This is a genomic window from Micromonospora alfalfae (genome assembly GCF_022230925.1).
Lineage (GTDB): Bacteria > Actinomycetota > Actinomycetes > Mycobacteriales > Micromonosporaceae > Micromonospora > Micromonospora alfalfae.
Genome location: NZ_JAKKFH010000004.1, coordinates 177,043 through 194,872, shown reverse-complemented (window position 1 = coordinate 194,872; position 17,830 = coordinate 177,043). Strand labels below are relative to the sequence as shown.

Here is a 17,830-nt window from a genome sequence, read left to right as displayed (position 1 = left end):
TCCGGGCGGTCAGGCTTGATCCCTGCGCGGGTCGGGCTGCCCCGGAAACCCTTTGTGGGCACGCCGGTGGCGTCGCTGCCGGCTTTTCAGGGGCATCAGAGTGGCTCTGCCTGGGGAATTAGTTCTCTGTTAGGCGGGTCGGCGCATCTGTAGCTCGTTCAGGGCTGGGATGTTCGGGTGGGGGACCCGTACGCCGGTGTCCTTGAAGCCCAGGCGCTGGTAGGCGCGGTAGGCGCGGTCGTTGCCGACCACCACCTCCAGCAGCAGCTCCGGTCGGCCGCAGGCCCGGGACCAGGCGGCCACCCCGTCGACCAGCTCGCCGAGCAGGCCACTGCCACGCCAGGCCGGCGTGACGTACACGGCGTAGATCACGGTCAGCCCCGGTTCGTTCGGGTGGGTCGTGCCACCGGCGTGCCCGACCAGCCGGCCGCCCGGGTCGGCGATGAACTGCGCGTTGCGGGAACCAGCCGAGGTGTACGCGACCCGCGCGGCGTACTCGTTGTGCGGTCGGGCCGCCGCGTCCGCCAGGGTCTCCAGGAAGGCCAACGGCGCGTCGGCCAGCATCTCCAGGCGCAGCGCCCGCATCCGGGCGGCGTCCTCCGGCCGGACCCGGCGGATCTCCGCGAGCCGCAGGGCCGGCGAGCCCATGTCGGTGGTCATGTCCGCATGCCTATCACAGGGCAGGGACGGCGTTTCGCGAGCTGGGCCCGATCCCCGGCACGTCGGGGATGCCCCGCGACCCTCCCTCCATTCGCAATGACGCTGGCGAATCCGGTGGCTCGCGAGCCCTGCCGGTCAGCGCGGTCGGGACGCCCCGAAGTGTGTCTGATTTGTGGCCGTGCGCGGTCGTCACTCCTCGTGTAGCGTGCGATTTCGGTCACCTGCTTCAATGGCGGTCATCGATCGCTGAGTCGGTGGTCCGGGGCGCCCGGCCGTGCCGTGCGCCGAGTCAGGCAACGCCGCGCAGAGTGAGGGAAGTGCACCGTGGCACAGGGCTCCGTGAAGTGGTTCAACGCCGAAAAGGGCTACGGCTTCATCGCCGTCGACGGCGGTCAGGACGTGTTCGTCCACTTCTCCGCGATCGAGATGGACGGCTACAAGGCGCTGGACGACGGTCAGCGGGTCGAGTTCGAGATCACCCAGGGCCAGAAGGGCCCACAGGCGGAGCACGTGCGCGTCATCGGCTGAGCTTCCTGGCCGATCGGCCCGCGAGTCGGGGCTGCGGCAGGGGCACGCAGCCGGGAAGATCGTGAACCGTTCCAGCCGATGCTGAGGAGCGTTCATGACTGACCAGCCACCCCCGCCGACTCCGCCCTCCGGGTCGGGGGAGCCGGACCCGTCCTCGCCCTCCGGCCCTGCCGGTCCGCCGTCCGGCTGGGGGCCGGCCATGCCTCCGGCCGGCCCGCCCTCCGGCCCCGCCGGTCCGCCGCCCGGCTGGGATCCCGCGCAGGGCGCCTGGGGTGTGGCCCCGCCACCGCAGGGTTGGGCGTTCCCGCCCACCGGGGGCTACCCCCCCGGGTCGGGTCCCTACGGCGGGCAGCCGGGGTACCCGGGGCCGCCGGTCGGCTGGTACCCGCCGGGTTACGGGTTCGACCCGAACGACGCCCTGGTCACGCCGCCCGGTGCCGGTGTCGAGGGCTGGTTCAACCGGTGCGGGGGAGCGCTGCGCCGGGGCTGGCGGCAGTTGGTGCCGATCATGCTGCTCACCCAGGTGCTGCCGGCGGCGGTGCTCTCGGTGGTCTCCCTCGGGCTGGACCCGTCGGCGAAGTGGGCCGCCCAGGCCGAATCGACGTCGGCCCCCACCCTGCCGGACAATTTCGCCGCCGAACTGCTGAGTCTCCTGGTCCTGCTGGTCGGCGGCAGCCTGGTGGTCGGGTTGGTGCAGTCTGTCGGGTGGGCCGCCGGCACCTGGGTGATCACCAAGCAGGCGGCCGGTCAGCCGGCCAGCCTGGAGTCTGCGCTGCGCTACGGCCTGCGTCGGGCGCTCGGGCTGTGGGGCTGGACCCTGTTGGTCAGTCTGCTCATCGGCGTCGGTGTCTGTTTCTGCCTGCTGCCGGGCATCTACCTTGCCTTCGCGCTGAGCATGGCCGGCCCGGTCTATCTCTTCGAACGGCACAACCCGATCGGTCGATCGTTCCGGATGTTCCACGACCGACTCGGCCTGCTGCTCGGACGGGTGGCCCTGGTGGCCGTGGCGGTGATCGTCGGCACCCTGATCCCCGGTGGCCTGGAAGGGTTCGGCACCTCCACGCTCGGAACGGATCCGTTCTCCTCGGCAGGTACCGCCGCCGTGGCGGTGGTGGTGATCGGGATCACCGCCGTGCTGGCCCTGCCGGCCCACCTCGCGCAGATGATCGGTCTGCTGGTGACGTACGCCGAGCAGCGCGCCCATGAGGGGCCGGTAAACACCGCTGGACTGGCCGCGGAACTCGGCTGAGCGGCGGCATCGTGCTTGCACTCGGCAGGTGAGAGTGCTAAACAAGTCATTGGCACTCGCATACCGTGAGTGCCAATGGTCGGGACGGTGGGGCCAGGTTGCACCGGCGTGGAGACGCCGGGGCGGCACATGGCCGGTCGTCGCGGGCTATCCGGCCCGGCCGAAGGACGTCGTCGTCGCCAGGTGGCGACGTCCCAAGGTGCGTACACCAGGCGGCCCATCCGGGGCACACATCTCGGGTGGCCCGTGAGTGTCCAGGAGGACAACGCCGTATGGCCAAGATGATCGCGTTCGACGAAGAGGCGCGCCGCGGCCTCGAGCGGGGCATGAACCAGCTCGCCGACGCCGTAAAGGTGACCCTCGGCCCCAAGGGCCGCAACGTCGTGCTCGAGAAGAAGTGGGGTGCCCCCACCATCACCAACGATGGTGTGAGCATCGCCAAGGAGATCGAGCTCGAGGACCCGTACGAGAAGATCGGCGCTGAGCTGGTCAAGGAGGTCGCCAAGAAGACCGACGACGTTGCCGGTGACGGCACGACGACGGCGACCGTCCTGGCCCAGGCCCTGGTTCGCGAGGGCCTGCGCAACGTGGCCGCTGGCGCCAACCCGATGGCCCTGAAGCGGGGCATCGAGGCTGCTGTCGCGAGCGTCTCGGAGGAGCTTTCCAAGCTCGCCAAGGACGTCGAGACCAAGGAGCAGATCGCCTCCACCGCCTCCATCTCCGCTGGCGACAGCACCGTCGGCGAGATCATCGCCGAGGCGATGGACAAGGTCGGCAAGGAAGGCGTCATCACCGTCGAGGAGAGCAACACCTTCGGGCTGGAGCTGGAGCTCACCGAGGGTATGCGCTTCGACAAGGGCTACATCTCGGCCTACTTCATGACCGACCCGGAGCGTATGGAGGCCGTCTTCGACGACCCGTACATCCTGATCGCCAACAGCAAGATCTCGTCGGTGAAGGACCTGCTCCCGATCCTGGAGAAGGTCATGCAGTCGGGCAAGCCGCTGCTGATCATCGCCGAGGACCTGGAGGGCGAGGCCCTCGCCACCCTGGTGGTCAACAAGGTCCGTGGCACCTTCAAGTCGGTCGCCGTCAAGGCGCCGGGCTTCGGTGACCGCCGCAAGGCCATGCTGACCGACATCGCCATCCTCGCCGGTGGCCAGGTCATCAGCGAGGAGGTCGGCCTCAAGCTCGACGCCGCCAGCCTCGACATGCTGGGCCGCGCCCGCAAGGTCGTGGTGACCAAGGACGAGACCACCATCGTCGACGGTGCCGGTGACGCCGAGCAGATCCAGGGCCGGGTCAACCAGATCCGGGCCGAGATCGACAAGAGCGACTCCGACTACGACCGCGAGAAGCTGCAGGAGCGGCTGGCCAAGCTGGCCGGCGGCGTTGCGGTGATCAAGGTCGGCGCGGCCACCGAGGTCGAGCTCAAGGAGCGCAAGCACCGCATCGAGGACGCCGTTCGCAACGCGAAGGCCGCCGTCGAGGAGGGCATCGTCCCGGGTGGTGGCGTCGCGCTGGTTCAGGCCGGCAAGACCGCCTTCGACAAGCTCGACCTGGTCGGCGACGAGGCGACCGGTGCGAACATCGTCAAGGTCGCGCTCGACGCCCCGCTGCGGCAGATCGCCGTCAACGCCGGCCTTGAGGGCGGCGTCGTGGTGGAGAAGGTCCGTAACCTCGAAGCGGGTCACGGTCTGAACGCCGCCAACGGCGAGTACGTCGACCTGCTGGCCGCGGGCATCATCGACCCGGCCAAGGTGACGCGTTCGGCGCTGCAGAACGCCGCTTCCATCGCGGCGCTCTTCCTCACCACCGAGGCCGTTGTCGCGGACAAGCCGGAGAAGAACCCGGCTGCCCCGGCTGGCCCGGGTGGCGGGGACATGGACTTCTGAGTCCAGTCCGACACCGAACGGGGCGGGCCGCTGACGCGGTCCGCCCCGTTCGTCGTCAGGTCGGTAGTGGGCGCTGGTTGCGCCGTTTCTGCGCCCGGTTGTACGGCGGAAGCAGCTGGATCGGCGCGTCCACCATCTCCTGCGGCTCCTCGGCCGCCGACGGCTCACCGTCGGTGGTCATCTCGGCCAGTTGCTCGGCGTCGCCGTAGTCGAGCCTGTCGAACGGCAGTTGGCCGGGGAGTTCACCCACCGGTTTCCAGGTGATCGGCGGGCCGTCCTCGGTCTGGTTGTCATCCGCGGTCATGGCTGCCTCCTCTACCGAAACGGTAGGGGGCGTCGATGGCCGGTGCGGGCGAATGGATCTATGTCCTGTTTGCCCCGGTTACGCCCTGGGCAGGGTTCGCCGGTACAGGAAGAAGACCCGCTCGATCCACGCACCCGCGCTGCCCGAATAGAACGGCACAGGCCCTACCCAGCCGATCTGTGCCCGATCCAGCCCCGCCGCCCGCTGGTCGCGCAGGCAGCGCCGCAACAGCACCCCACCGATGCCCGAGCCCTCCGCGGCCGGCGCGGTGCCCATCGGCCCGAACCAACTCGGCCGGGACGACCCGTACGCGGCGAAGCCGAGCACCTCGCCGTCCCGCTCCGCCAGGTGGCAACCGGCGTCGGCGCGCCCGACCGACCCGGCCAGCTCTCCGTCCCACGTTCCGCCGAAGGTGGACCTGGCGAACGCGACAAGCGCCGGCAGATCCGCCGGCTCCGCCCGGCGTACCGTGACGCCCTGATCGGCCAGCCGCCGCTCCGTCGCCTCCGTGGACCGCAGTGCCGGCGACCCGTCGTACGACAGGTCCGCTGTCATGTTCCATGCGGTCCGGTCCTGCTGGTAGCCGAGCGCGAGGGCGGCGCAGACGGCCGGCGTGTAGCGGACGTCGATTCCCGGCCACGCGTAGTACGGCGGGTTTCCGGCCAGCAGCACCTCGGTCACCCCACGCTCGGCGAGCACCCGCTCGGCCCGCTGGAGCAGTGCCCGGCCGACGCCCCGACGCCGCTGGTCCGGAAGGACAGCGACCAGGTCCACGTGCCCGATCCCCGGCTCGGTCGATGACACCGAACAGATCAGCACCCCCACCAGGTCCGCACCTCGGTACGCGCCGAGCCCGACCACCGGCCGGTCCGTGGTGGCCCGGGTCCAGAGCACGTCCACTATGGAAGCCGCTTCGGCGGAGTCCTCGGGCAGGTCGAGCGACTGCTGGCAGAGCTGTACGACGCTGGTGACCAGGTCGGCGGTCAGCTCGGTGACGGTGATCTCGGCGTCCATGGTCGCCGACCCTAGATCACCGAATGTCGTGTCGCACCCCCGGCACGGCGCTTCAGTAAGGAGACCTGCCTATTGCTGGGCGGCCTGAACGGCGGCGTAGGCGTCGACCTCGCCGGCGCCGGTGACGTTCGACGGTGCGCCGCAGGCGTCGGACGGGCTGTCGGAGCGATAGGTCGGCGTCGCCGCAGTGGCGGTGTCCCGGAGGATCTGCCGGGTCCGGGTCACGTCACCGACAAGCGCCGGGTTCGCCGACCACATCAGCGCGACCACGCCGGCCACCTGCGGGGTCGCCATCGACGTGCCGTCCAGCGCGGCGTACGTGCCGCCCGGCATGGCCGACACCACCCCCACCCCCGGTGCCAGCACGTCCGGTTTACCCGAGCCACCCGGCACCGGCCCGCGCGAGGAGAACTCGGCGACCCGCCGCTTGGCGTCCACCGCGCCCACTGTCAGCACGTCCGGGTACGGGGCGGGCGGATCGTCGATCGACGCGCACCACGGGCCGGTGTTGCCGGCCGCAGCGACAACGAAGATCCCGGCGGCGTCGAGGGCCGCGGTGGCCGGCCGCAGAACGCGCTGGTCGCAACCCTCGATGGGCGGGCAACCCCACGAGTTGGTCAGCACCTGCGGGGCGCGCTCCGGACGGCCGTCGGTGAACGGGTCACCGCCGGCCGGGAAGGGCGCCAACATGAACTGGAGACAGTCCAGGTAGTGCGCGGGGCTGCCGAGGTTGCGGTCCAGGTTGACGCAGCCCACCCACTGCGCGTCCGGCGCCACCCCGATGCCGTCCCGCCCGACCGCGCTGCCCACCGTGTGGGTGCCGTGCCCGCCCTGGTCGGTCGGGCTCCGGGTGTCGTTCCACGGGTCGTACCAGGAGTCGTCCCCACCACGGAACCCGGCCCGTAACGCCGGATGGGTGCCGTCCACCCCCGAGTCGGAGCTGCCGACCACGATGCCCGTGCCGGTGGCCCGGAGCTGGGACCACACCCGGTCGGCGCCGATCTGGCGGATGTTCCACTGCGGGCCGGTGGGCTTGGGCAGGGCGCCCCGGCTCTGCCCGGCCGGGGCCGGCAGTGGCCGCAGGCGCTGGCTGACCAGCACCCGCGCCACCTCCGGTCGGCGGGCGATCCAGGCCCGCACCGCCGGGCCGCCGTCCACCTCGACCGCGTTGACCAGGTAGTACGACACCGGGTCGAGGCGCAGCCGGTTCAACCCCCGGAGCAGGCTGCCCTGGCTCTGCTCGGCGGTCGTCACCAGCCGCCGGTAGACCTCCGCCGCGCGGGCGTCCCGCCCGGCCCGACCCGGCGCGGCGGCCGGCAGACCGCTCAGGTCGGCCTGCGTACGCAGCACCACGAACAGCCGCTCGCCGTACAGGCCCGGCTGGCCGGGGCCGAGGTCGACAGCCCCGAACGCCACCAGCAGCGCCACTGCCGCCACCGCGGCGACCCGCCTGTTCGGGGTGCGTGCCGTCGGCCGGGCGAGCAGCACCGCGTACCCGATGGCGACCAGTACCGCGACGGCGAGCCCGACGCCGGCGGCGGCCGCCACCCAGAACGGGACGTCCCGGGTGCCGACCAGCAGCAGGCTGATCTCTTCCGGGTCGGTGAAGGCCAGCGGGCCGAGCGCGGCGAGGCCCACGAGCCAGCCGGTCGCCGTTCGGCCGGCGCGGGTGGCCTCGGCCGGATCGGCGTCGGGCCGCCAGGTCGCCGCCCAGAGCGCGGCCAGCGCGAAACCCACCGGCGGCACTGTCAGCAGCGCGGGCAACTGCGCGCCGGACTGGCCGGTCCCGGCCGCGAGCAGCAGCAGCGCCACCCCGGCGACCAGGCCGCCGACCAGCACCAGCCGTGCCGGCCGGGGCGGTCGCCCAACCGCGAACGCGGCCCAGAAGGGGGCATCCAGCACAGTCGCGGCGAGCACCCCGAGCGCGGCGGCCGCCAGCAGCGCGAGCGCGGTCTCCAGGAGACCGCCGAGCGCGCCCAGCCAGGCCCACGGCAGCAGCAGCGCCAACCCGGCGGCGACCGCGAGCAGCGGCACCGGGCCGGGCGACCCCCGCCGCAGCCCGACCAGCTGCGGACCCCCGCCGACCGTCGCGGCGGTGTCGGCGTTCGGCCCCGGGTTGCTGGCGGCCCCGGCGCGGGCGGTGTCGGCGTTGGGCCCGGGGTTGCCGACGGTTCCGGCGTGGGCGGTGTCGGCGTTGGGCCCGGGGTTGCCGGCGGCTTCGGCGCGTGCGGTGTCAGCGTGCGGCCCGGGGTTGCCGGCGGCTTCGGCGTTCAGGGGCGCGCCAGCGACGGCCGTCGACGCGGTGGCGTCGGGCGCGGTGCCGACATGCGAACGAGACGCTCGTCGCATCGACCAGCGCACGGTGAGCGCGCTGAGCAGCGCCGCGCCGGCCAGCGCGGCGAGATACGCCTCGTGGTGCACCTGCGGCACGACCCGCAGCAGTGTGAGCACGCCGAGCGCGAGTGCCCCGATCAGCCAGGCCCGCCCAGTGGCCCGGACCGCGCCCGATCGGGGCAGGAGGGCCAGCAGCAGGGCGGGCGTACCGGCCAGCACGACGGTGGCCAGGCCGAGCACCGGCCAGAGCCAGCCGAGCCGGTCCCGCCCGAAGCCCAGCAGCACCTGATCGGTGAGCCAGCCACCGGTCTGGGTGCCCACTGTGACCGCGACCGTCCAGCAGCCGACCAGCACTGCCGCGACCACCGGCCACGGGGAATTGCGAGCGCTGACTCCGGGGTGCCCAGGCTGACCTTGCATTCCGAGAACCTTACGACCACGGTGAACCGTTTCGAACCGACTGCCTCATCGAAGAGTTGAGGAGATCTTGGACAGTTTCCGTTAGTGGGGCGGGCCTGGTTAACGGAAACTGTCCAAGATCTCCGATTTCTGCTGGCCGTTGATCAGATCAAGCGGCTCGCGTCGACGGCAGCGGGACGTCATCGTCGGCGAGACGTGAAGTCGCCCGGCGCGGGCGGCAAATGTCGACACGGTGGCCCGACGGTTACGGTGGACAGGTGCGTGACCCCAATATCTCCCGATCCGTCGCCGGTCAGCTCTCACCGGTCCGCCGTGCGTCCGACCTGCGTCGACTGCGTGCCGAGCGCTTCGACGTGCTGGTCATCGGGGGCGGGGTGACCGGAGCCGGTGCCGCCCTGGACGCGGCGTCCCGTGGCCTGAAGGTGGCGCTGGTCGAGGCGCGTGATCTTGCCGCCGGGACGTCCAGCCGCTCCAGCAAGCTCATCCACGGTGGCCTGCGTTACCTGGAGCAGTTGGAGTTCCACCTGGTCCACGAGGCGCTCACCGAGCGCGGCCTGCTGGCCACCCGGCTCGCGCCGCATCTGGTCCGCCCGGTGCCGATCATGGTGCCGCTGCCGGCTGGACGGGGCCTGCGGGACCTGCCGGCCCGGGTCTTCCGCCGCTCGTACTACGGCGCCGGAGTGGCCGCGTACGACGCCTTCGCCGGGGTCTTCGGCGGAGGGCGGGGCATGCCCCTGCACCGTCACCTGACCCGGGAGGGTGCCCGGCGGATCTTCCCGAGTCTGCGGGCCGACGCGCTGGCCGGTGCGATCCGCTACTACGACGGGCAGGTCGACGACGCCCGGCTGGTGGTCACCCTGGCCCGCACCGCTGCCAGCCTCGGCGCCACTGTGGTGAGCAGTGCCCGCGCCGTCGGGTTGATCCGGCAGGCGCGCGAGGTGACCGGCGTCCGCGTCCGGGACCTGGAGGCGCCGCTGGGGTCGCCGGACGCGGAGTTCGAGGTGCAGGCCCGCACCGTCATCGCCGCCACCGGCGTGTGGAGCGACGACATGTCCCGGATGCTCAACGACGTTGGCCTGCGGCCCGGCGTCCGGGTGCGCGCCTCCAAGGGGGTGCACCTGGTGGTGCCCCGCTCGGCGATCACCGGTGAGACGGGGCTCATCCTGCGTACGGCGAGTTCGGTGCTCTTCGTCATCCCGTGGGGCGGGCACTGGATCATCGGCACCACTGACACCGACTGGCGACTGGACCGTTCCCACCCGGCCGCCTCGGCCCGCGACATCGACTACCTCCTTCAGCAGGTGAACACAGTGCTGGAACGGCCGCTCACCACCGCCGACATCGAGGGGGTGTACGCGGGGCTGCGGCCGCTGCTGGCCGGCGAGGCCGACTCGACCTCGAAGCTTTCCCGTGAGCACGCGGTCTTCGAGCCGATGCTCGGGCTGCTGCTGGTAGCCGGCGGCAAGTACACGACGTACCGGGTGATGGCGTCCGACGTGGTCGACCGGGCCGCTCGCCGACTCGGTGGCGCTCGCTCGTCGCGCACCGCCGACCTGCCGCTGCTCGGCGCCGACGGGTACCCGGCCATGTGGCGGGACCGGGCCGACCTGGCACGCCGGCACGGTGTGCCGGTGGGCGTGGTGGAGCACCTGCTGGAGCGGTACGGCACCCTCACCCTGGACCTGCTGGCGCTGGTCGACGCCGATCCTCTGCTGGCGTCCCCGCTGGCTGGTGCTCCGGAGTATCTGGCGGCGGAGGTCGCGTACGCGGCGCGGGCCGAGGGTGCGCTGCACCTGGAGGACGTGTTGACCCGGCGGACCCGGATCTCGTTCGAGACCAGCCACCGGGGGTTGGAGTCGGCGGAGCACACCGCCGAGTTGATGGGCGCGGTGCTCGGTTGGGACGCGGCCACCCGGGCACGCGAGGTCGAGCACTACCGGGCCCGGGTGGAGGCGGAGCGGCAGTCCCAGTTGATGCCGGACGACGCGGCGGCGGACGCTGCCCGCCTCGGCGCTCCGGACGTCCGGGGTTACGCGGCCGACCGGGGCGACGACGATCAGGCGGAGCTGCGCCCGTCCGCTCGATGACGAATTGCGACGTTACCGATGGGTAACCATCGATACCGGCCCGGATGGTGGTTTCGAACGCTACCTACGGTGGGGTAGGTTTCCGCGCGTGCTACCCCGCGCGCGCCCTCGCCTGCTCGTACCCCTGCTCGCCGTCGCGCTCGTCGGCGCCCTGACCGGGTGCTCCCTCTTCGAGGACGACAAGCCGAGCACCCCGGTGGCGCAACCGACAGCCGGCACGGCCGGTGGCGGATCGCAGTTGGAGATCCCCACCACTGTCGCCGCCGGTCAGGTCAGCCTGCTCCAGCGGCTCGGCGAAGACGGGCCGATGCGCACCCTGAGCGTGGAGCGCAACGGCGCGTGGCAGTGCGTCGACTGCGCCGGCGACGGCGTGACCTCCCGGGGCACCCTCGCACCGGAGCTGACCGAACGGCTCCAGGTGCTGCTCGCCAACCCGAGGCTGGCCGACGAGACCGATCAGGCCCGGCGGTACCGGACGACCTGTATCGACGCGCTGACGTCCAGCCTCATCACGTCCACCGGGCTGATCACCTCGCAGGACTGCCCGGGTGAGGAGCTCACGCCGGTCGCCGGGGAGATCCTGCTGCTGCTCACCCAGGCGACCCCGGCCGAGGTCAAGGGCTGACCACAGCCGGTCAGAGCACCTTGCCCGGGTTGAGCAGGCCGGCCGGGTCGAGCGCCGACTTGATCGCCTGATGCACCCGGACACCGACCGGCCCGATCTCCCGGGCCAGCCAGTCCCGCTTGAGCAGCCCCACCCCGTGCTCGCCGGTGCACGTGCCGCCCAGGTCCAGGCCGAGCCGCATGATCTCGTCGAAGGCCCGTCGACCCCGCTGCACGCTCGCCGGGTCGGCCCGGTCGACCACGATGTTCGGGTGCATGTTGCCGTCCCCGGCGTGCCCCACCACGCCGATCGGCACCTCACACTCGGCCGCGATCCGGGCGACTCCGTCCAGGAGCGCGGCGAGCGCGCCGCGCGGCACCGCCACATCGTCGATCACCAGACCGCCGTTGCCGCCCGGGTAGGCGTCCGCCGCGAACTTCTCCATCGCCGGGTGGGCCAGCCGGCGAGCCTGGAGCAGCGCCGCCGCCTCCACCGCGTCGGTGGCCGCGTAGACCTCGTCGGCGCCGACGGCCTCGCACACCTCGGCCAGCGCTGCCAGGTCGTCCGCCGCCCGGGAGCCGGTGTCGACGGCAGCCAACAACAGGGCCTGCGCGTCGGTCCGCAACCCCATCGGCTGGTACGCCTCGATCGCCCGCAGGTGGGTCTGGTCCAGCAACTCCAGCAGGCTGGGGGTGAGCCCGCGAGCCGCGATCTCGGCCACCGCCGCGCCGGCCGTGGCGGTGGATCCGAAGACCGCCACCAGGGTCAGCGAGTCGGCTGGGGCGGGCCGCAGCGCGACGGTCACCTCGGTGATCACGCCGAGGGTGCCCTCCGAACCGACGAACAGTCGGGTCAGGTCGTAGCCGGCCACCCCCTTCGCCGTACGCCGGCCGGTGCGCAGCACCTCGCCGGAGGCGAGCACCACCTCCAGGCCGAGCACGTACTCGGTGGTCACTCCGTACTTCACACAGCACATGCCGCCGGCGTTGGTGGCCACGTTGCCGCCGATGGTGGACGACTCCCAGGAGCCGGGGTCCGGCGGGTACCAGAGGCCCTGTTTGGCCACCGCCCCGGCCAGCGCCGCGTTGACCACCCCCGGCTGGACCACGGCGATCCGGCTCACCGGATCGATCTCCCGGATCTCGTTCATCGCGACGGTGCTGAGCACCACCGCGCCGTCCACCGCGTTCGCCGCGCCGGCCAGCCCGGTCCGCGCGCCCTGCGGCACCACCGGTACGCCGTGCCGCGCCGCCGCCTGGATCACGGCGACCACCTGCTCGGTGTCGCGTGGGCGGGTCACCACGAACGGGACGCCCGCGTCGCACAGGTCGGCCTCGTCGCGCTGGTGCATGCGCAGCAGGTCCGGGTCGGTGAGCACGGCGTCGTCACCGAGCGCGGCGCGCAGGTCGTCGAGGAGCGCGGTGGAAGCCATGCAGCCGAGGCTAAGTCGCCGACCGGCGATCATCAACATGATCGACTGGGCGGGATAACTTGGGCACCATGCTCTACCTGGACCGGCCGGCCTGGCCGTGGCGCGGTCGGCTCTGGTCGCACCTGATCAGTGACGTCTCGTACGCCGAGCTGCACGCCTTCGCCGAGGCGCTGGGTGCGCCCCGGCGCGGTTTCGACAGGGACCACTACGACATTCCGGCCGACCGGTTCGCGGCGGCGGTGTGGCTCGGTGCCCAGGTGGTGCCGAGCCGGGAGCTGGTCCGGTTGCTCCGCGCCGCCGACCTGCGTCGGCCGAAGCACCTGGTCAACGGGCGTTCCCTGGTGCCCCGGTGAGGGTGGCCAGCTCCCGGCGCACATTGTCCCGGGCGGGCTCCTCCCACCGGCTCGCCAGCCGTGGCGACCGGAACAGCGCGGGCAGCGACAGTAGGCCAGTCAACACGGCGGCCCGCCCAACCCGGAAGGCCGGCTCCGGCACATGGGCGTACTCCCGGCGGATCGCCGCCGCGTAACGCTCGTAGCGGGCCGGCGGCGCGGCCAGCACGGACAGGTCCGCATCGCAGAGCAGCACGCCGTCCCGGTCGCCCGGTGCCACAGCGTGCCCGGCGGTGAGCAGCACCAGCCGGCGCACCTCGGACACAGTGGGCGCCGGCACCCCGAGCCCGGTGAGCATGTTCTCGGCCAGCGCGGCGCTGTCCCGTTCGTTGGCGTCGCCGGCGGCCCGGGGGTCGTAGACCGCGTCGTGGAACCAGGCCGCCAGCCGGATCGCGTCGGCCCGAGTGGCCAGGTCGGCGTGCTGGTCCACCACATCGAGCACCGCCGTCAGGTGGGCCAGCGTGTGGTAGTGCCGGTGCGGCTCCCGCCACCGGACGATCAACTGCTCGCCGACCCGGGTGGTACCCGGATCGGGTCTCGCGCCGGCACCCCGGGCCGCCGCCCGCCATCGGTCCAACAGATCAACCACCGCCCGAGTTTGCCGCATCCTCCCTCGACGCGCCCGAAGGGAGGGTTCAGCGGGCCCACCACGGGTAGTCGCGCCCATGGCCGTGGCCCGGGACAAGCGACAGCCGGTGGTGCGCCGTACCGCGCTGCGCGACGGTTTGGTGGACATCGACGGCGCGCGGATCGCCGAGGCCACCGAACAGCTGCGCCACCGCAGCCGGGCCACCCTGCACGATCGGCTGCACCGGGTGCGGATGGCCGGCGGACTCGCCGTGCAGGCCGGGCTGGCCGCCGGGCTCGCGTACCTGATCTCGCACAAGGTGCTCGGCAACCCGCAACCGGTCTTCGCGCCGATCTCCGCGGTCGGCACCCTTGCCGCGTCGGTCGGTCAGCGGTTCCGCCGGACGGTGGAGCTGATCGTCGGGGTGGGGGTCGGGGTGGCCGTCGGTGACCTCCTGATCTACCTGCTCGGCACCGGGGCGTGGCAGCTCGGCCTGGTGGTCACGGTGGCGATCCTGCTCACCATCTTCGCCGGAGCGAGCGTGGCCATCGTCATCCAGGCGGCGGCCACGGCGGTGCTGATCGTGACGCTGAGCCCGTCGACCCAGAACCTGGAGATCCCCCGCTTCGTCGACGCGTTCCTCGGCGGTGGGATCGCGCTGCTGGTCACGGCTGTGTTGCTGCCACTGAACCCGCTCCGAGTGATCAACCGGGCCGCCCGCCCCGCCCTGGACCTGCTCGCCGCCCAGCTCGACGCCACAGCCGACGGGCTGCGCAACCGGGACCGCGCCACCATCCAGGGCGCACTGGAGAGGCTGCGCAACAACAAGGAGGAGTTGGCCACGTTGGGCGAGGCCATCGAGGGAGCGAAGGAGACGGCCACCCTCTCGCCGGCTCGCTGGCACCGCCGCGACGAACTGACCCACTACGCCGAGGCGGCCGACCCGATCGACCGGGCGATGCGCAACAGCGGCACGCTGATCCGCCGGTCCGTCACGTTGGTCGAGGACGAGGAACCGGTGCCCGATCCGATGCCGGACGCGATCGGTCACCTCGCCGAGTCGGTCCGGCTGCTCAAGCACGAGTTCGCCGCCGGTGAGGAGCCGGAGAAGGCCCGGGAACGGTCGCTGCGGGCGGTCAGCGAGGCCGGCCGGGCGTACGGCGACGGGGTGGGCTTCTCCGGCAGCGTGGTGATCGCCCAGATCCGCACCACAGCGAGCGATCTGCTGGTCGCCTCCGGGATCGAGCAGGAGGAGGCGAACCGGTGGATCCGCACCGCCTTCGGTGAGCAGGAGCGCCCGGTCGGTGAGCCCGCCGAGCCCGGCGAGGCACCGAAGCCACCCACCGCCCCGCCGGTCGGCTGAGCGGCGACCATCGCCGCGCGGCCTCAGCCCAACTCGGCCAGGGCCGCGAGCAACCGGTCCACCTGAGCGGCGGTGCTGCCCAGCCCGATGCTGGCACGCAGCGCGGTGGGCGGCAGGTCCCGACGGCCGGTACGACCCGCCGCCTCGCCGAGCAGACGCCGGGCCAGCGGGTGGGCGCAGAACAACCCGTCCCGTACGCCGATGTGGTGCTCGGCGGCCAGCCGCGTGGCCACCTCGGTGGAGTCCCGGCCGGCGACCACGAACGAGACGATGCCGACCCGGGGGGCGTCCGGGCCGAAGGTGCGCAGCTCGACGACGTGCGGCAGGGCGGCGAGGCCGGCCCGTAGCCGGGTCAGCAGGGCCTGCTCGTGGGCGGCCAGCGCGCCCTGGTCCGCCTCGTCGAGCGCCCTGCACACCGCCGCCAGCGCAACCGCCCCGAGCAGGTTCGGGGTGCCGCCCTCGTGGCGGGCCGGGCCGGTCGCCCAGGTCACGTCGTGGGTGGCCGGCCCGACGTGGCTGGTGGCCCCGCCACCGGCCAGGTAGGGCGGGGCGGCGTCCAGCCAGTCGGCCCGACCGATCAGCACGCCCGCGCCGAACGGCGCGTACAGCTTGTGGCCGGACACGGCCAGGTAGTCGACGTCGAGCGCGAGCAGGTCGACCGGGGCGTGCGGGGCGAGCTGCGCGGCGTCGAGCACGATCCGGGCACCGTGCCGGTGGGCCACCCGCGCCAGTTCGGCGACCGGCCACCGCTCACCTGTCACGTTGCTCGCACCGGTCACCGCCACCAGCACCGGCAACGCCGGGCTGCTGCCCCGGCGCAGCTCGGTGAGGGCGGCGGCGAGATCGCGTACCGCCCCGTCGCTGTCGCTGGGCACCGGCAGCCGCACCGACCCGCGCGGCCAGGGCAGCAGGTTGGCATGGTGTTCGGAGGCGAACGTGACAACAGTGGTGCCGGCCGGCACGGCCCGCGCCAGCAGGTTGAGCGCGTCGGTGGTGTTGCGGGTGAAGATCACATGATCGTCGGCGCGAGCGCCGAAGTGGTCGCCGATCGTCTGCCTTGCCTGCTCGTACGCGAGGGTGCAACGCCGCGACAGCGCTCCCGCTCCGCGATGCACGCTGGCGTACCAGGGCAGCAGCTCGGCCACCGCGTCGGCGGCGGCCCGCGCGCACGGCGCACTGGCCGCGTAGTCCAGGTTGATCTCGCCGGGCACGCCGAGGACGTCGAGCGGCGCGGACGGCACCGACGGCACGGTGGGCAGCGAGGAGACGAGTGTGACGGACACGCCGGAACCTCCGGGGTCAGGGACCCCGGGTGTGACATCGGGACGGGGTCCGCGCTTGCCCAGCACACCGATCGGGCTGGGCCCGGTCATCACCCGGGGCACCCCACCGCGAACTCGACGAGGGTTGCCGGCCAGCAAGCCGGGGCTTGACGCTGGCGCTCGTGACCTGCCGGCAGCATAGCTGCTACCGATGCGACCGAACCAGCCGGCGGCGGATGGCTACGCTGACCGCATGGCCGACACCCCGCCCGGTTCACCGCTGCCGCCGTCGCCCGCCGACCCGCCTGCGCCAGCCGTCCCGCCCATGGGTGAGACGCCCCGGATGCCGCTGCGCCGACTGGGCTGGCGGCGGTTCCTGGCGCTGGCCGGGGTGGTGCTGTTGATCGCGGCGTGCGCGGTCTTCATGGTCTTCACGCTCGGCCAGTCGCTCGGTGTGCAGGCCCTGCTGGTCGGGGTGCTCGCCGCCATCCTGCCGGTGCCGGTGCTGGTCGCCTGCTTCCTCTGGCTGGACCGGTACGAACCGGAGCCGTTGAAGTATCTGATCTTCTGCTTCGCCTGGGGGGCGTTCGTCTCCACCGCCGCCTCGCTCACGGTCAACGACTTCGCGGCCAACCGCTTCGCCGACTGGGGTCTGCCCTCCGCGCTCACCGGGGTGCTGGTGGCGCCGTTCATCGAGGAGCTGACCAAGGCGCTGGGCCCGATCCTGCTGCTGGTGTTCCGCCGCCGCGAGTGGTCCGGTATCACCGACGGCCTGGTCTACTGCGGGCTCTCCGCGGTCGGTTTCGCGATGGTGGAGAACATCCTCTACCTGGGCGGGTTGGGGTACGCGGCCGGCGCCGACCGGTACGGCCCGGCCACCGGCATCCAGCAGGTCATCGCGATCTTCATTCTGCGGATCCTGCTGTTCGGGTTCGCCCATCCCCTTTTCACCTCGATGACCGGTGTGGGGTTGGGTATCGCCTCCCGGACGGCGGACCGGCGCATCCGGGTGCTCGCCCCGATCGCCGGTCTGCTGCTGGCGATGATGCTGCACGGCACGTGGAACCTGCTGCCCACGCTGACCCAGGCCACCGGCGAAGCCATGATCATGCTGTACGGCTTCCTGGGGCTCATGGTGCCGGTCTTCTTCGGCACCGTGGGGCTGGCGCTGTGGCTGCGCGCCTGGGAGGGGCGGCTCACCGAGCGGGTCCTGCCCGACTACGTACGCGCCGGCTGGCTCAGCCCGCCCGAGGTGGCAGCCCTGAGCAGTCTCGGCCGACGGCACGCCGCCCGCAGTTGGGCGCGGCGGGTGGCCGGCGACGCCGGGGTGCGGGCGATGCGGGGTTACCAGTCCGCCGCGACCCGGCTGGCCCTGCTGCGCGACGGGGCGCTGCGTGGCCTGGACCGCAAACCCGCCGACCAGGAGCGGACCGCCCGGGAGGAGCGGGAGCTGCTGGAGGCGATCACCCATTACCGGTCGTTCTTCGTGGGTCGGGACCCGCAGGCCCCGGCGGGGGTCTGGGACGGCAGCCGCTACCACCTGCGCTTCCCGGACGGCACGCAGCGCGCGGTGGACGCGCCGGACGAGCCGGTGGTGCCGATCCCGGTGGTGCTGGCTCCCGCCCCGGCTCCGGTGGGGTACGCCCCGCCCGGCTGGCCCGCCCTGCGCCCGGCGTCGCCCTGGCCGCCGACGCACCAGTGAGAGCTACGGCTGACGG

15 protein-coding genes and 1 riboswitch are annotated in these 17,830 nt (G+C 72.6%); of the genes, 8 read left to right on the top strand and 7 right to left on the bottom strand.

The window, feature by feature from the left end; genetic code table 11:
- Window positions 1-129: 129 nt before the first annotated feature.
- Window positions 130-660: a GNAT family N-acetyltransferase gene (locus MED01_RS03115; protein ID WP_238667015.1), complete on the bottom strand. Its 531-nt coding sequence runs from the start codon at window positions 658-660 to the stop codon at window positions 130-132.
- Between the two features lie 324 nt (window positions 661-984).
- On the opposite strand from MED01_RS03115, the gene MED01_RS03110 reads away from it, so the two are divergent.
- The 3 genes from MED01_RS03110 (at window position 985) to groL (ending at window position 4,332) form a co-directional block, all read left to right on the top strand.
- Window positions 985-1,188, top strand: a complete 204-nt coding sequence (locus tag MED01_RS03110; RefSeq protein WP_091402914.1) for a cold-shock protein — start codon at window positions 985-987, stop codon at window positions 1,186-1,188.
- Between the two features lie 94 nt (window positions 1,189-1,282).
- Window positions 1,283-2,437 (top strand): hypothetical protein, encoded by a 1,155-nt coding sequence (locus tag MED01_RS03105; RefSeq protein ID WP_238667014.1) that lies wholly within the window; start codon window positions 1,283-1,285, stop codon window positions 2,435-2,437.
- A gap of 272 nt (window positions 2,438-2,709) precedes the next feature.
- A complete protein-coding gene (gene groL / locus MED01_RS03100) occupies window positions 2,710-4,332 on the top strand; it encodes a chaperonin GroEL (RefSeq protein WP_088950420.1) in 1,623 nt (540 codons plus the stop codon).
- Window positions 4,333-4,387: 55 nt separating this feature from the next.
- Here the strand turns inward: groL and MED01_RS03095 are convergent, their stop codons facing one another.
- From MED01_RS03095 to MED01_RS03085, 3 genes are all read right to left on the bottom strand, one after another.
- Window positions 4,388-4,636 carry a hypothetical protein gene (locus MED01_RS03095; protein ID WP_238667013.1) on the bottom strand — a complete coding sequence of 83 codons (249 nt, stop codon included), beginning with the start codon at window positions 4,634-4,636 and terminating at the stop codon, window positions 4,388-4,390.
- A 78-nt stretch (window positions 4,637-4,714) separates the two neighbouring features.
- Entirely contained in the window at window positions 4,715-5,650 is a 936-nt protein-coding gene (locus MED01_RS03090; protein ID WP_238667012.1) for a GNAT family N-acetyltransferase, read from the bottom strand.
- A gap of 69 nt (window positions 5,651-5,719) precedes the next feature.
- On the bottom strand, window positions 5,720-8,404 hold the full coding sequence (locus tag MED01_RS03085) for a S8 family serine peptidase (protein ID WP_238667011.1): 2,685 nt from the start codon (window positions 8,402-8,404) through the stop codon (window positions 5,720-5,722).
- Between the two features lie 272 nt (window positions 8,405-8,676).
- Between MED01_RS03085 and MED01_RS03080 the strand changes: the two genes are divergently transcribed.
- Entirely contained in the window at window positions 8,677-10,491 is a 1,815-nt protein-coding gene (locus MED01_RS03080) for a glycerol-3-phosphate dehydrogenase/oxidase (protein ID WP_238667167.1), read from the top strand.
- Window positions 10,492-10,579: 88 nt separating this feature from the next.
- Window positions 10,580-11,116 carry a hypothetical protein gene (locus MED01_RS03075; protein ID WP_238667010.1) on the top strand — a complete coding sequence of 179 codons (537 nt, stop codon included), beginning with the start codon at window positions 10,580-10,582 and terminating at the stop codon, window positions 11,114-11,116.
- Window positions 11,117-11,126: 10 nt separating this feature from the next.
- Here the strand turns inward: MED01_RS03075 and MED01_RS03070 are convergent, their stop codons facing one another.
- Complete coding sequence (locus tag MED01_RS03070) at window positions 11,127-12,527, bottom strand: FAD-binding oxidoreductase (protein ID WP_238667009.1); 1,401 nt, start codon at window positions 12,525-12,527, stop codon at window positions 11,127-11,129.
- Window positions 12,528-12,595: 68 nt separating this feature from the next.
- Between MED01_RS03070 and MED01_RS03065 the strand changes: the two genes are divergently transcribed.
- Complete coding sequence (locus tag MED01_RS03065) at window positions 12,596-12,880, top strand: DUF4031 domain-containing protein (protein ID WP_238667008.1); 285 nt, start codon at window positions 12,596-12,598, stop codon at window positions 12,878-12,880.
- Here the strand turns inward: MED01_RS03065 and MED01_RS03060 are convergent.
- Window positions 12,852-13,508 carry an HD domain-containing protein gene (locus MED01_RS03060; RefSeq protein ID WP_238667007.1) on the bottom strand — a complete coding sequence of 219 codons (657 nt, stop codon included), beginning with the start codon at window positions 13,506-13,508 and terminating at the stop codon, window positions 12,852-12,854. The genes MED01_RS03065 and MED01_RS03060 overlap by 29 nt on opposite strands.
- A 139-nt stretch (window positions 13,509-13,647) precedes the next feature.
- Between MED01_RS03060 and MED01_RS03055 the strand changes: the two genes are divergently transcribed.
- Window positions 13,648-14,850: an FUSC family protein gene (locus MED01_RS03055; RefSeq protein ID WP_238667166.1), complete on the top strand. Its 1,203-nt coding sequence runs from the start codon at window positions 13,648-13,650 to the stop codon at window positions 14,848-14,850.
- Between the two features lie 23 nt (window positions 14,851-14,873).
- On the opposite strand, the gene MED01_RS03050 is transcribed toward MED01_RS03055, so the two are convergent.
- The gene (locus tag MED01_RS03050; protein WP_238667006.1) at window positions 14,874-16,133 is read right to left on the bottom strand and encodes an aminotransferase class V-fold PLP-dependent enzyme; all 1,260 of its coding nucleotides are present in this window, start codon (window positions 16,131-16,133) and stop codon (window positions 14,874-14,876) included.
- A 46-nt stretch (window positions 16,134-16,179) separates the two neighbouring features.
- Window positions 16,180-16,300, bottom strand: a riboswitch (SAM riboswitch).
- Between the two features lie 23 nt (window positions 16,301-16,323).
- Between MED01_RS03050 and MED01_RS03045 the strand changes: the two genes are divergently transcribed.
- Window positions 16,324-17,814: a PrsW family intramembrane metalloprotease gene (locus MED01_RS03045; RefSeq protein ID WP_238667005.1), complete on the top strand. Its 1,491-nt coding sequence runs from the start codon at window positions 16,324-16,326 to the stop codon at window positions 17,812-17,814.
- The last annotated feature ends 16 nt before the right edge of the window (window positions 17,815-17,830 follow it).

What these genes read in the sequence shown, in the direction of transcription:
- MED01_RS03115 (WP_238667015.1), bottom strand. Translation starts at nt 660, where the DNA reads ATGACCACCGACATGGGCTCGCCGGCCCTGCGGCTCGCGGAGATCCGC.
- MED01_RS03105 (WP_238667014.1), top strand. Translation starts at nt 1,283, where the DNA reads ATGACTGACCAGCCACCCCCGCCGACTCCGCCCTCCGGGTCGGGGGAG.
- groL (WP_088950420.1), top strand. Translation starts at nt 2,710, where the DNA reads ATGGCCAAGATGATCGCGTTCGACGAAGAGGCGCGCCGCGGCCTCGAG.
- MED01_RS03095 (WP_238667013.1), bottom strand. Translation starts at nt 4,636, where the DNA reads ATGACCGCGGATGACAACCAGACCGAGGACGGCCCGCCGATCACCTGG.
- MED01_RS03090 (WP_238667012.1), bottom strand. Translation starts at nt 5,650, where the DNA reads ATGGACGCCGAGATCACCGTCACCGAGCTGACCGCCGACCTGGTCACC.
- MED01_RS03085 (WP_238667011.1), bottom strand. Translation starts at nt 8,404, where the DNA reads ATGCAAGGTCAGCCTGGGCACCCCGGAGTCAGCGCTCGCAATTCCCCG.
- MED01_RS03070 (WP_238667009.1), bottom strand. Translation starts at nt 12,527, where the DNA reads ATGGCTTCCACCGCGCTCCTCGACGACCTGCGCGCCGCGCTCGGTGAC.
- MED01_RS03065 (WP_238667008.1), top strand. Translation starts at nt 12,596, where the DNA reads ATGCTCTACCTGGACCGGCCGGCCTGGCCGTGGCGCGGTCGGCTCTGG.
- MED01_RS03045 (WP_238667005.1), top strand. Translation starts at nt 16,324, where the DNA reads ATGCGACCGAACCAGCCGGCGGCGGATGGCTACGCTGACCGCATGGCC.